We start from the raw sequence: 13362 nt of genomic DNA, 5'->3' as shown, positions 1-13362 counted from the left end.
GGCGTCAGCCGAGCAGGACCGCTTCCATCAGGGCCTCGTCCGCTTCGAGATTGGTGGTGACACTGCGCACGTCATCGAGATCCTCGAGCACATCCAGCATGCGCAGACAGGCCGCCAGCAGCGCCCCATCTTCGAGGCGGCAGGGGAGGGAGGCGATCCAGCGGTGCTCCCAACCTGCCAGCGGCAGGTCCAGATGCCTCAGCCCATCCTGGAGAGCTTCGAGATCGGCAAAGGCCCCGAACACATCGACCCCTTCCGCGTCGATGGCGTAGCCCGCCGCTGCCGGGCCTCCCCGCTCCTCAAGGACCAGCAGGCTCTCCAGCAGGGTCTCTTCGTCGACGGCGGGCAGGGCCAGCCGCACCACGGCCCGCTGCTCGAACAGGTAGCTGACGCAGCCGGTCTCACCGAGGTTGCCGCCATGCTTGCCGAAGGCCAGCCGCAGGTCGGCGGCGGTGCGGTTGCGGTTGTCGGTGAGGGCCTCCACCAGCACGGCCACCCCGCCCGGGCCGTAGCCCTCGTAGCGCACTGCCTCAAACAGCTCGGCGCCCGCACCCCCCTGACCGCTCCCCTTGGCAACCGCCCGGTCGATGTTGGCGTTGGGCAGCCCGGCCACCTTGGCCTTCTCGATGGCGGTGCGGAGCTGGAAGTTGCCGGCGGGATCGGCACCGGAGCGGGCCGCCACGGTGATCTCCCGGCCCAGCCGGGTGAAGAGGGCTCCCCGCTTGGCATCCACCACCGCCTTGGTGCGCTTGATCTGGGCCCATTTGCTGTGGCCGGCCATCGCGGTGTCGGGGGAGGTTCAACCGGCGGCGTCAAACACCAGCCGGGGCAGGAGCAGGCCCTTGCCATCGGCACGGGCGATGCCAGCCAGAGCGCCATCCGGCGTGAGCACGGCGACGGCCCCTTCGGGCAACTGCTCCACCGTACGGGGCAGCGCGCGGCCGCAACGCCAGGGGGACAGCTGGGCCGGATCGAGGCGCTGGCGCGGCAGATCCACCAGCACCTCGAGGGGATCCAGCAGGGGGGGGAGGGGGCCGCTCGCCAGGCGCTGCATGGAAATGGCCTGGTGCAGGCCGAAACCGAGGGCGGCGGTGCGGCGCAGGCTGGCCAGGGCGCCACCGCAGCCCAGGGCCTCCCCCAGGTCCCTCGCCAGGGCGCGCACGTAGGTGCCGGCGGAACAACGCACCTCCAGCTCCAGGCGGCCGCTGATCGGGTCCCAGCCGAGCAGGTCAAGGCCATGGATCACCACCGGCCGCGCCTCCAGTGCCAGCTGTTCTCCCGCCCGAACCCGGGCATAGGCCCTCTGGCCATCAACATGCACGGCGGAGACCTGGGGAGGAACCTGCAGGATCTCCCCCCGGAAGGGGGCCAGAGCCCGCTCCAGCTCCTCGGCGCCGAGGGGCGGCACGGCCTGCTGCTCCAGCACCTCACCCTCGAGGTCATCGGTGCCCGTGCGGAGTCCCAGCTGCACGGTGCCGCGATAGGTCTTGTCACCGGGGAGATAGGGCAGCAATCGGGTGGCCGGACCCAGGGCGATCGGCAGCACGCCGGTGACCGCCGGATCCAGGGTGCCGCCATGGCCCACCCGCCGCAGGCCGGAGGCACGCCGCACCCGGGCCACGACGTCGTGAGAGGTCAGTCCGGCTGGTTTGTCGAGCACCAGGAAGCCGCAACCGTGGCGCGACGGGGGTGAAGGCGGCAGCCTGGTGGGACCTTCTCCCATGCTCAAGCGCCGATGACGCTGCAGGACCGGCGCGAGGTGACCTTTCTGGTGCTGGCCGGCATCTTCCTGGGGACCATGGGCATGCTGAACATCCTCGGTCTGACCCGGTTCCTGACGTTGGGCAGCATCGGCTCTTTCCCGATCATCGTGGCAATCGGGGCCCTGCCGTACCCCGTCACCTTCCTCTGCACCGACCTGATCAGCGAGATCTGGGGAGAGCGACGCGCCTCCCAGGTGGTGTGGGTGGGTCTGATGCTCAATGGCTGGATCGTGCTGGTGCTCTGGCTGGGGGGCATCCTGCCGGGCCTGGACGGATTCGGTGGGGTGGCGGGTCTGCCGCCCGACACCCAGGCCGATGGGGTGCCGGTGTTCTTCGAGGTTCGCCGGCTGGCCTTCGGGGCTGTGGGAGCCTCCATGGCTGCGTACATGGCAGCCCAGTTCACCGACGTGCGGCTGTTCCATTTCTGGAAACGTTTCAGCAATGGCAAGGCCCTGTGGCTACGCAACAACGGCTCCACCTTGATCAGCCAGATCGTGGACACGTCGGCCGTGGTGCTGATCAGCCACTACGCCGCCCATGTACTGCCGATCAGGGCGGGAGAACCCGTGCTGCCCCAGCTGGGCGTGTTCATCGCCAGCGGCTATTTATTCAAGCTGGTGGCCGCCCTGGCCGACACGCTGCCCTTTTACCTTCTGGTGGGTTGGCTGAGGCGCTATCTGGAGGTTCCGGGTGACGGCACGGAACTGGGCGAGGTGCCCCTGACCTAGGCAGCGACGGCGATGTTGATGCGCTTGCGGTTACGCAGGCCCCGCTTGATCGATTCGAAGTTGACAACACCGTCCACCAGGGCGAACAGGGTGTCGTCGGAACCACGGCCGACATTGACGCCGGGGATCACCGAGGTGCCGCGCTGACGGATCAGGATCGAGCCGGCGCTGACGGTTTCACCGCCATAGCGCTTGACGCCGAGGCGCTTGGAATTGGAATCGCGGCCGTTACGGGTTGAGCCTGTGCCTTTCTTGTGGGCCATGGGGAGAGAGTGGGGGGCGGGAGAAAAAAGTGGACTGGACGCTGGCGGGCCCGATCAGACGATCGCCTTGCCGCCGACCTTGATCGACTGAACCATCACGCGGGTGAGCTCCTGGCGGTGGCCGTTCTTGCGGCGGGTTTTCTTCTTGGGGCGCATCTTGTAGACGATGATCTTCTGGCCGCGGCGATGGGCCATCACCTTGAGCTCCACCGTGGCACCCTCCACATAGGGCTGGCCGAGGGTGGTGCCAGACGCATCCTTAACAAGAAGAACGTTCTCCAGGGTGACAGTGCTGTCGACGTCCGCGCTGAGTCGATCAAGGTCGACGTAGCGATCGGTCTGGAGCCAGAACTGCTGGCCGGAGGCCTCGACGATGGCGTACGCGCCGGTGCTGTCACTGGTCGCTGCTCCTGTCGCTGCTTCGCTGGAGAGGTCCTGCTGGGGGGCTTGGGTCATCACGTCAAGGGGCGTGGCCAGGCTGGCGGCAGGAAGCCGCCATTGGGCCTGGACGCACGGAATCGAAAGACAGAACTAAGATCCTCCCGTCTGGGGCTACCTTCCGTCAAGATTCAGCTCGACCTGGGGAGTTCCCCGCCGCAGCGGTCGATGCCCCAACCGGTTCTCAACATCCTCACCGTCATCCAGACCCCTGCTCTGCAGGAGGCCTGTCTTCAGTGGCTCAAAGGTGGGCGCTACCACCTGCTGCAGGCTGACCCTGCCACCGAACCCCTCGTTCAATTGGAGCAGCGCTGCGAGGACGTCGACGGCCTGCTGCTGGAGGAGGGTGCCGTGGGGAAACGCTTTTTCAGCACCCTGCACGAGCGGGGGCTGGAACTACCGGCCGTGCTGATCGGGCCCGTCACTGGTGACGTGCTGTTCCATGGAGCCGAAGTCCGCCTGCCCCCCGACCAGCTGGAGCAACTGAGCTACAGCCTTGATGCTGCCGTTTCCCGGTTCCTGCGCAGCCACACCCCGCCAGCCAGCAGCGAAGCCCAGGCGACCACCCCCGACGGCTGGAAACTGTCCAACCGGCTGAACGGTCGCCTCGGGTACCTGAGCGTCTACTACAAGCGGGACCCCTCCCGTTTCCTGCGCAACCTGGAAGCCGAAGAGCGCCGCGAACTGCTCGACTCCCTGCGGCGCAGCTACCGCGATCTGCTGATCAGTTATTTCAAGAATCCGGCCACGGCGAACCAGGCGATCGAAAGCTTCGTGAACACAGCCTTCTTTGCCGATCTACCGATTACCAAGATGGTGGAGATCCACGTGAATCTGATCGAAGAGTTCTGGAAACAGCTCATGCTGAAGGGACAGAAGAACGATTTTCTGCAGGACTACCGGCTCGCCCTCCTCGACGTCATGGCCCACCTCTGCGAAATGTATCGGCGCTCCATTCCTCCGGACGTGCCGATCCTGACTGCCCCCATGCCCGAAGTCGCTAGCCCCATCGCCTAAGCCACCGCCATGACATTCCGCAAGACCTACATCCTCAAGCTCTACGTGGCAGGCAACACCCCCAATTCCATGCGGGCCCTGAAAACGCTACGCGACATCCTCGAATCCGAGTTCCGTGGGGTTTACGCCCTCAAGGTGATTGACGTTCTCAAGAATCCACAACTGGCCGAAGAAGACAAGATCCTGGCTACGCCCACCCTGGCAAAGATCCTGCCGCCACCCGTGCGGCGGATCATCGGCGATCTCTCCGACCGGGATCGGGTATTGATCGGCCTCGATCTCCTCTATGAAGAACTCTCGGACGAGGACTTCAAGCTGGACATCGACGATCTCGAAGCGGGCGGTGAAGCTTCCCCTCCCGAATCCTCCTGAGGCCGCACTGGCCAGGCCAACTCCCAGCACACCCAGCCCCCCTTCCATCCCTTCGATGCCGGATCCCAACGACCACGACCCCGCAGCCAACCGGATGCAGATGCAGAAGCTTCCCACGGGGATCGAAGGCTTAGATGACATCTGCCATGGTGGTTTGCCGATCGGCCGATCGACCTTGATCAGCGGAACCTCAGGGACAGGGAAAACGGTCTTCTCGTTGAATTTTCTCTGCAATGGGATCCGCCAGTTCAACGAACACGGAATTTTCGTCACCTTCGAGGAATCTCCTCTCGACATCCTTCGCAATGCCTCCAGCTTCGGTTGGAACCTGCAGGAAATGGTGGAGCAGAACAAGCTGTTTGTCCTTGATGCCTCTCCGGATCCCGATGGCCAGGAAGTCTCAGGAAGTTTCGACCTTTCCGGCCTGATCGAACGAATCCACTACGCGATCCGGAAATACAAAGCGAAGCGTGTGGCGATCGATTCCATCACGGCCGTCTTTCAGCAGTACGACGCCATCTCCGTAGTGCGCCGGGAGATCTTTCGACTGATCGCCCGCCTCAAGGAGATCGGGGTCACCACGGTGATGACCACCGAACGGGTTGACGAGTATGGAGCCATCGCCCGTTACGGCGTCGAGGAGTTCGTCTCCGACAACGTGGTGATCCTGCGCAACGTGCTGGAGGGGGAACGGCGGCGTCGCACGGTGGAAGTGCTCAAGCTCCGTGGCACCACCCATATGAAAGGGGAGTTCCCTTTCACCATGGGCAGCCACGGAATCAGTGTGTTCCCACTGGGGGCGATGCGTCTCACCCAGCGCTCCTCCAACGTGCGCCTCAGTTCCGGCGTTCCCCGGCTCGATGAAATGTGCGGCGGGGGCTTCTTCAAGGACTCCATCATCCTGGCAACCGGCGCCACGGGCACCGGCAAGACCCTGCTGGTCAGCAAGTTCGTGGAAGATGCCTGCCGCAGCAAGGAGCGGGCGATCCTGTTCGCCTACGAGGAATCCCGCTCCCAGCTGCTACGCAACGCCACCAGTTGGGGCATCGATTTTGAGCAGATGGAGCAGGACGGTCTGCTCAAGATCATCTGCGCCTATCCAGAGTCCACCGGCCTGGAGGATCACCTGCAGATCATCAAGACGGAGATCAGCGAGTTCAAACCGTCCAGGATGGCGATTGATTCCCTTTCCGCCCTGGCCAGGGGCGTCAGCCACAATGCCTTCCGGCAGTTTGTGATCGGGGTGACGGGCTATGCGAAGCAGGAGGAGATCGCGGGCTTCTTCACTAACACCTCCGAGGAGTTCATGGGCAGCCACTCGATCACCGATTCCCACATCTCCACCATCACCGACACCATTCTGCTGCTGCAGTATGTAGAGATCCGCGGCGAGATGGCCCGGGCCCTGAACGTGTTCAAGATGCGCGGCTCCTGGCACGACAAGGGCATCCGCGAGTTCGTGATCACGGGCAATGGGCCGGAGATCAAGGATTCCTTCGCCAATTTCGAGCGCATCATCAGCGGTGTTCCCCATCGCATCACCACCGATGAACGGGCCGATCTGGGGCGCATCATGCGCAGCGTGGATGGGGAGAACTGACCAGGAGGAAAACTTCAGGCCTGCAGGACCCGCAGGTTGGAGCGGTGGAAGCGGGCCATCAGCAGAGCCCGGAACAGTCGACGAAAGTGTCGTGTCGCGAGCTCGCGGCGGCGGTTCAGAACAGGATGCGTGGTACCGTCTTCAACCAGGGAGGCTGGAGCACCGATCTCCGCCAAGAAGCGGGGTAAAACGCCTCCATCGCTAACGGCCTGGTCGTAGTCAAAAAGATGCAGAGGGGATGCTGAAAGGCGCCGCCACTCTCTGACAAAGGCGTCGTAATCGCAAAATTTGGAATGATACCTGCCATGGAGCAGAAAATTCAAAACAAAACCTGGATACCCAAGGCGAGGTTGAAATCCATGACGCTTCAGCTCGCAATACAACGACTCGGAGTAGTCGTCAACACGACGCAGGAACATCAACCAGCAGAGGGTGTGCCCCTCCGCTTGAAGCGTTGATTCCAGACGTTTCAGACCTTCCGGATGCGCGACCAACAGACTGAAGTCCTCGCAACTCATCACCGCTTGGGGCTGTCGACAGCAACGCAACTCAGCCACCAGCTCATCCAAGCCACCATGGGTCTGATTCCATCGCCTGTCTCCAATGAGCTGAAAAGCGAGATTGTGATGGCCGGACTCTTCTGAATAGGTGCCCGTTGTTGGCACATTGATTCCCACCGAGGCAAGCTTGCCTGCCTGCCGCCTCAGAAACGCTTGGATGGATGTGGTTCCGGTCTTGTGATCGCCGATATGGATGAACAGATGCATCAACAGGCGCGACCAAACGCATTGGAATTATACGCGCAGAGAGACGACTCCTCAGCCATTGATCAGACTCAGATTAGAGTTGTGGAAGCGGGCCATCAGCAGCGGGCGAAGCCATCGTCGGTAGCGCCGCGTGATGCGCTCAATCCGACCATTCAGCCGGGGCGAGTCAGTTTCAGCGGCGACAAGGAGAGTGTCTGGAGCCGCAATGATCTTCAAGAAACAGGGCAGGAGGCCCTCCGCAGAAACAGCCTGATCGTAGTCGCGAAGGAGCAGTCGAGATTCCGAAGCTTCTCGCCAGCGACGGACAAAGGCGGTGAAATCACAATAATGCACCGAACCTCCAAATCTTTGATTCTGAGAATACTTGCCATAGGCCAGAATGGAAAGAACAAAGCCTGGGTAGCCAAACCTGGGACGCACACCACTTCCCCACATCGTCGTGTAGAGAGATTCCGAGTAGTCATCGACGCGTCGAATGAACATCACCCAGGTCACGGAATGCCCTGCACGACGGAGCGTACTCTCGAGGTGTTGCACTCGATCAGGTCTATCCACTAAACCAGAAAAGTCCTCGCTACTGATCACGGCCCTGAGAGCGGTGGAATGACGCAACTCATCGACCAATTCGCTCAATCTACCAAGCCTTGAATCGTAGCGACTATCCCCATTTAGCTGGAACGCCAGATTGTGATGGCCAGAAGACTCGGAAAGTGTACCCACCAAAGGAACAAGAATTCCTGATTGAGCAAGTTCACGGGCATGACTCCTCAGGAAAGCTTGAATTGAGGTTGTTCCGGTCTTGTGGGTTCCGATATGGATGAAGACATTCATTCTCGGTAGAGATTGCCGTAATGACTGGATCCTAAAGGAACAACCGACAACTCCCCAAAGCTCAACTTCTCATCAGCATTTCAGGAGGATGAAAACGGAGGCCTGCCGTTCAACCAACGGGGATTCTCCGTTCCTTGTCCATGTCGGCCATAGCCGAGGATCGCTCCACCAGAACCTGCAATTCATCGCCGTCGGCGTCCTCCAGGGGCAGATCGAACCAGAAGGTGGTGCCCACGCCTGGCTCGCTGGCCATCCGGGCCTGGCTGCCGTGCTTCTCGAGGATGCCGCGCACGATCGAGAGTCCCAGGCCGGTGCCGGCCTCGGTATGCACGGCATTTTCCACCCGGAAGAAGCGCTCGAAGATCCGCGCCTGGTCGGCCTCGGAGATGCCGCAGCCGCTGTCGGCAATCTCGACCCGCAGCCGGGGCAGGGGTGAGGTGAGGGCACAGGAGGGGTGATCGCCCGGGCTGGCCCCTGGATCCAGCAGGCAGTGGTCGGGCCAGGGGTAGGCCCGCAGCAGCAGCTGACCGCCGCCTTGGGTGAACTTGAGGGCGTTGCCGACCAGGTTGTCGAACACCTGCAGCAGCAGATCCCAGTTGCCACGAACCCGGGGCAGGTGCTGGTCGCCGGCAAAGATCAGGATGACTCCCTTCTCCTCCGCGTTCAGCCGGTAGGTGCGCAGGGTCTGCTCGATGGCCGGGGCAAGGTCCATGGGCTCCAGCTGCCAGACCCGGTCCGACTCCAGCCTGGACAGGTCCAGCACATCCGTGACCAGCCGCGACAGCCGGTCGGTTTCGGCGTTGGCGATGCTCAGGAATTCCTTCTGTTCTTCGGGGCTGAGCAGATCGCCCATGTCGTGGAGCGTCTCCACATAGCTCTTGATGTTGCAAAGGGGGGTGCGCAGCTCGTGGGAGACATTGCTGATGAAGCGGCTCTGGGCGGCATTCAGCTCCACCTCCCGGGTCAGGTCCTGGATGGTCATGGCGATGCCCTTGAGGCTCTCGCCGCTGGCGTCCCGCACCGACTGGAGCACGATGCGCAGTGTACGGGCGGGATCACCGAAACTGCAGCGCACCTCCGTGTTGTCCCGCTCGCTCAGGATCAGGCTCTCGAGCGGATCGTGCAGTTCCATCGCCAGCCGATCGGGCAATTCGCCGGCCAGTTCGCTGCCCTCCAGGTTGCGGCCCTCCCAGCGGAACAGGCGCCTGGCCGTTGGGTTGGCCAGAACGATGAGTCCTTCAGCGTCGAGCAGCACCGCCCCATCGGCCATGGTGGCGATCAGCGACTGTTGCTTGACCTGGGCGGCCGTGAGCTCCTCGATGTTGGCCGCCTTGTAGACCTCCAACTGGGAGGCCATGGTGTTGAACCCGTTGAGAAGCTCACCCAACTCACCCCCTACCGGAAGGGCGATGCGGGTCTCGAAGTTGCCACCGGCGATCGAACGCACCCCCCGCAGGAGCTCCTTCACCGGCTGGGTGATCGTGAGGGCGTTGAACACCGAGCCCAGGATCACCAGCACCCAGATGGAGATGAACACCGCCACGGTCACTTCACGGGTGAGGGCGGCACTGGCCAGGAGCGTTTCGTTGGGGTTGATGCCCAGGGCCACCACGCCCAGATAGCGGCCGTCGCTCACCATCGGCACGAACACATCGGTGACCTGGCCGTCCGGAGTGAGGTGCTGGCGGATCAGGGGATTGTCGGGGCGGCGCTGGATGTCGGCAGGCAGCTCCAATCGGCGACTGAGCACCCGCTCGCCCCTGCCGGTGCTGCCACCCATGGGAATGCCCAGATAGATCACGCCGTCGGAATCGGCGAAGAAGATGTAGCGAAGGCTGCGGCTGGACTGCCAGAAGCGTTCGGCGACCGAAGCCAGTTCGCGGTCGTTGCCCTCCGCCACCAGGGGGGTGACGTTGGCCGACAGCAGCAGCCCGAGGTCCCGGGCAAAGCGGGTGTCGCTCGTCCGGGCATCGCGCTGGATGCCGTTGAGCGCCAGGAAAGTGATGCCCGTCATCAGCAGGCTCACCACGAGGGTGGCGACCGCCAGAAGTTTCGTCTGCAGGCTGAACTCAGCCCACCAACGCCGCAGCCGCGCCCGCCAGAGGTTCAGGGAATCGGCCGGTTCGGTGCTGGTCCGGGCGGACCCTGGATCGCTGAGCGTCACGGCCGCACCGGCGGTAGCGTCCGCACCTGGTGGCCGATGTCACGGCGGTAAACCATGCCCTTGAAGCCCACCCGTCCCAGGCCGGCGTAGGCCCGTTCGAAGGCGGTATCGAAGTCCTCTGCCTGGGCCACCACAGCCAGCACCCGGCCTCCAGCGGTGACCACGTGACCATCCTCACCCCGGCGACTGCCGGCGTGAAACAGCTGCAGATCCGGGTGGTCCGCCAGGTCGCCATGGATGGGATCACCACGACGCACCTCGCCGGGATAGCCCTCGGCGGCGGCGATCACGCAGGCACTGCAGCGGGGCTCGATCGTCAGTGGAGGAGCCCCTTCCAGACGGCCGGTGGCGCAGGCGAGCAACACCCTGGCCAGCTCCGGGCCCAGCAGCGGCATCAGGGTCTCGCATTCCGGGTCGCCGAAGCGGCAGTTGAACTCAATCACCTGCAGACCCTCCTCGGTGAGCATCAGGCCCGCGAAGATCACGCCGCGGTAGTCGATGCCCCGGGCCCGCAGGGCCGCCAGGATCGGCTCCAGCACCAGCTGGCGCACCTGCTCCAGCCCTGCCCGATCCAGCAGCCGGGCGGGGGCGTAGGCCCCCATGCCGCCGGTGTTGGGGCCGGTGTCCCCCTCGCCGATGCGCTTGTGGTCCTGGGCCGGGGGCAGCAGCACCATGGTGCGGCCGTCGGTGAGGGCGAACACCGATACCTCCGGGCCATGCAGCCGCTCCTCCAGCACCAGGGAGGGGGCGGCGTCGGTTCCATCGGGAGCGCCGGTCTGGAAGCGGCCCGCGAACACCTCCTCGATGGCGTCCCGGCACTGCTCGAGGCTGTCGGCCACCGTCACCCCCTTACCGGCCGCCAGGCCATCGGCCTTCACCACCAGGGGGCGACCATGCCGCTCCAGGGCCTCCAGGGCCTCCTGCCGGGACGTTGCCGCCCAGTACCCCGCCGTGGGCACACCCGCTTCCCGCATCAGGTCCTTGGCCCAGCGCTTGCTGGCCTCCAGCAGGGCCCCGTCAGCACCGGGGCCGAAGACCGCCAGCCCCTCCGAGCGCAGCCGGTCCGCCAGACCGGCCGCCAGGGGCGCTTCCGGGCCGACCACCACCAGGTCAATGGCCCGCTCCCGGCAGGCCGCGGCCAGGGCCTCCTGGTCGGTTTCGGCGATGGCCAGCTGGCCGCAGCCCGCCAGATCCGACGTGCCGCCGTTACCGGGAGCCACCAGCACCTGCTCCACCCCAGGACAGCGCGCCAGGGCCCAGCCCAGGGCGTTCTCGCGTCCACCGCCGCCCACCACCAGGACCCTGGCCGGCACCGGGCCGACGGGGGGAACATCGGCGATGGTGGATGAAGCCATTGGCAGAAAGGGGGGCGGAAAGGGGGGGTGGATCGGGGAAGAGAGCTCCCCTAGGTTGAGCGCTGGCACGGGTGTTGCACCAGTTGCCTTCACCTGCCTTGCTGCCACTCCCCTTTGCCATTCTCTCCGACCGCCGCCACAACCGCCGTCCCACTCAGCGGATCCGGCCCAACCAATGGCCAGCCCCTGCGTGGGCGGCGGTGGCCGGCGGAGTGGCGGAGGTCGCTCCTGAGAACCCTCGGAGCCCTGGCCATCCTGGGCCTGTTCACGCCACCGGTGGCTGCGGCGGCCAGCCCCGCAGCCACCGCACCGGGAGCGGAACCAGTCCAAGCACCGAATCTGCTCCCTGCCACTGATGCGGCGGAGGCCGGACCCTCCGGGCCGACACAGGAGGCCGAGGAAACGCCCCCGCTGCTCAGCGAGAAGGCGTTCGCCTACCTGCTCCGCGACGGGGACCTGGAGCAGCTCGACGCGGCCTGTCGCGAGAGCGCCGAGGCCGGTCTGGGTGAGCGCCTGAGGCAGCTGCAGCAGCGGCTGCTGACGCTCCATCCCGCCCCCCAGCCCCTGGAGGTGGTGCTGGCCAACGCCGACGTGCTGCTCAGCTGCCGGGCGCCCAATGAAGCCATGGACGTGCTCAACCGTTTCGGCCCGGCAGCGGGAGCCGAGCGGGTGCAGTGGTTGCAACTGCAGTGGCGCGCCGCCTCGGCGGGGCTGGACCACCGCCGGGCGGCCCTGGCCCTGGAGCGGCTTCGGCAGGAGAGCGGGACGTCCCTCGAGGCCATCGCCCTGCCGCTGCAGCGCCGGGAGGATGGCACGGTGATCAGCCGCTCCGCCCTGGAGCTCCTGGCCCTGCACCTGGAATCGCGGGGCTTTCCCCGGGTCGGAGGCGAACTGCTGGTGCGGGCCCGCCAGGGCGGCCTGGCGGGCGCCCTGCGTCTGCAGCAGGCGGTGGCGCTGCTGGCAGAACTGCCGTCACCACAGCGGGAAGCCCTGATGGAGGCGGCCCTCGACCAGGCGGCAGCGGCGGGGGCCTGGGGTCTGGTGGCGGAGCTGCTGGACACCCAGGCCGCCCTGCCCTCCGAGCGGGCCGTGGAGCGGCGCCTGCGGCTCAGCGGCCGCATCGACGACGCCTATGGGGAATGGCGCTGGCGGCGCGAGGATCCGGCTTCGGCCCCGCGCACCCGCCAGCTGGAGATCCAGCTGCGCTCCCCCCGCGACCCCGGCGGCCATGCCGCCGATCTTCCGGTACCGGCGACGGAAACCGCCCCGACCACGACACCCGCCCCATGACCCTCTCCCCAGCCACCGGCCCCCTCCTCTACGAAGGCAAGGCCAAGCGGGTGTACGCCACCGACCAGGACGACCTGGTGGCTGTGGAGTACAAGGACGACGCCACGGCCTTCAATGCCCTCAAGAAGGCCCAGTTGCTTGGCAAGGGGGCCCTCAATTGCCGCATCTCCGCCCTGCTGTTCGAACACCTGGAACGGCTGGGGGTGCCCACCCACTACCTGGGCCTGCAGGGGGACCACTGGATGATGGTGCGGCCAGTCCGGGTGGTACCGGTGGAAGTGGTGGTGCGGAACGTGGCCGCCGGCTCCCTCTGCCGCCAGATGCCGATCCCGGCAGGCACCCCACTGGATCCGCCCTTGCTGGATCTGTATTACAAAGATGACGCCCTGGGTGATCCCCTGCTCAGCGAAGCGCGGCTGGAGCGGCTCCAGCTGGTGACGCCCGCCCAGCTGAAGGCGATCCAAGCCCTCGCCTTCCGCGTCAACGAGGGCTTGCGCCAGCTCTTCGCCCAGGTGGGGCTCGAACTGGTGGATTTCAAGATCGAACTGGGGTTCACCACCACCGGCGAACTGGTGGTGGCGGACGAGATCAGCCCCGACACCTGCCGCCTCTGGAACCGGTCGGTGAGCGATACCGAGGCAAGGATTCTGGACAAGGACCGTTTCCGCCAGGACCTGGGCGGTGTTGTCGAGGCCTACGGGGAGGTCCTCAAACGGGTCCAAGGGGTCTGTCCCGAACCGCGGGTCTACGGGTAAGGTCAGCGGAATTTGCGGC

Annotated in this window: 14 protein-coding genes; 6 read left to right on the top strand and 8 right to left on the bottom strand. The window is 65.1% G+C overall.

From position 1 onward, the window contains the following. Positions 1-4: 4 nt before the first annotated feature. On the bottom strand, positions 5-781 hold the full coding sequence (locus KBY95_RS03975; protein ID WP_254963491.1) for a YebC/PmpR family DNA-binding transcriptional regulator: 777 nt from the start codon (positions 779-781) through the stop codon (positions 5-7). 18 nt (positions 782-799) lie between these two features. Next, positions 800-1723 carry a tRNA pseudouridine(55) synthase TruB gene (truB, locus tag KBY95_RS03970; RefSeq protein WP_254963489.1) on the bottom strand — a complete coding sequence of 308 codons (924 nt, stop codon included), beginning with the start codon at positions 1721-1723 and terminating at the stop codon, positions 800-802. 12 nt (positions 1724-1735) lie between these two features. Between truB and KBY95_RS03965 the strand changes: the two genes are divergently transcribed. Next, positions 1736-2491 (top strand): queuosine precursor transporter, encoded by a 756-nt coding sequence (locus tag KBY95_RS03965; protein WP_254963487.1) that lies wholly within the window; start codon positions 1736-1738, stop codon positions 2489-2491. On the opposite strand, the gene rpmA is transcribed toward KBY95_RS03965, so the two are convergent. After that, complete coding sequence (gene rpmA, locus KBY95_RS03960) at positions 2488-2754, bottom strand: 50S ribosomal protein L27 (RefSeq protein ID WP_254963485.1); 267 nt, start codon at positions 2752-2754, stop codon at positions 2488-2490. The two genes, KBY95_RS03965 and rpmA, sit on opposite strands and share 4 nt — an antisense overlap. 54 nt (positions 2755-2808) lie before the next feature. After that, entirely contained in the window at positions 2809-3210 is a 402-nt protein-coding gene (gene rplU, locus KBY95_RS03955) for a 50S ribosomal protein L21 (protein ID WP_254963483.1), read from the bottom strand. A 150-nt stretch (positions 3211-3360) separates the two neighbouring features. Here rplU and KBY95_RS03950 point away from each other — a divergent pair, with 150 nt between their 5' ends. Genes KBY95_RS03950 through kaiC form a run of 3 tightly spaced genes read left to right on the top strand, consistent with a single transcriptional unit; the run spans position 3361 to position 6181 of the window. After that, positions 3361-4209, top strand: coding sequence for a circadian clock protein KaiA (locus tag KBY95_RS03950; RefSeq protein WP_254963481.1), 849 nt, complete (start codon positions 3361-3363; stop codon positions 4207-4209). A gap of 9 nt (positions 4210-4218) precedes the next feature. Next, a complete protein-coding gene (kaiB, locus tag KBY95_RS03945; protein ID WP_254944232.1) occupies positions 4219-4581 on the top strand; it encodes a circadian clock protein KaiB in 363 nt (120 codons plus the stop codon). 55 nt (positions 4582-4636) lie between these two features. Further along, positions 4637-6181, top strand: a complete 1545-nt coding sequence (kaiC, locus tag KBY95_RS03940) for a circadian clock protein KaiC (protein WP_254963479.1) — start codon at positions 4637-4639, stop codon at positions 6179-6181. A gap of 14 nt (positions 6182-6195) precedes the next feature. Here kaiC and KBY95_RS03935 read toward each other — a convergent pair whose 3' ends face one another. The 4 genes from KBY95_RS03935 to purD form a co-directional block, all read right to left on the bottom strand. After that, positions 6196-6948, bottom strand: a complete 753-nt coding sequence (locus KBY95_RS03935) for a hypothetical protein (protein ID WP_254963477.1) — start codon at positions 6946-6948, stop codon at positions 6196-6198. A 51-nt stretch (positions 6949-6999) separates the two neighbouring features. Continuing rightward, complete coding sequence (locus KBY95_RS03930) at positions 7000-7779, bottom strand: hypothetical protein (RefSeq protein ID WP_254963475.1); 780 nt, start codon at positions 7777-7779, stop codon at positions 7000-7002. A gap of 109 nt (positions 7780-7888) precedes the next feature. Next, positions 7889-9943 carry an ATP-binding protein gene (locus KBY95_RS03925; RefSeq protein WP_396094869.1) on the bottom strand — a complete coding sequence of 685 codons (2055 nt, stop codon included), beginning with the start codon at positions 9941-9943 and terminating at the stop codon, positions 7889-7891. Continuing rightward, positions 9940-11298, bottom strand: a complete 1359-nt coding sequence (gene purD / locus KBY95_RS03920; protein WP_254963473.1) for a phosphoribosylamine--glycine ligase — start codon at positions 11296-11298, stop codon at positions 9940-9942. The genes KBY95_RS03925 and purD overlap by 4 nt, the downstream gene beginning before the upstream one ends. 114 nt (positions 11299-11412) lie before the next feature. On the opposite strand from purD, the gene KBY95_RS03915 reads away from it, so the two are divergent. After that, entirely contained in the window at positions 11413-12588 is a 1176-nt protein-coding gene (locus KBY95_RS03915) for a hypothetical protein (RefSeq protein ID WP_254963471.1), read from the top strand. Beyond that, complete coding sequence (gene purC / locus KBY95_RS03910; protein WP_254963469.1) at positions 12585-13343, top strand: phosphoribosylaminoimidazolesuccinocarboxamide synthase; 759 nt, start codon at positions 12585-12587, stop codon at positions 13341-13343. Before KBY95_RS03915 ends, purC begins: the two co-directional genes overlap by 4 nt. Positions 13344-13362: the final 19 nt, after the last annotated feature.

This window comes from Cyanobium sp. Aljojuca 7A6 (genome assembly GCF_024346455.1).
Classification (GTDB): Bacteria; Cyanobacteriota; Cyanobacteriia; order PCC-6307; family Cyanobiaceae; genus Cyanobium.
This window is presented reverse-complemented; position numbering and strand designations above follow the sequence as displayed.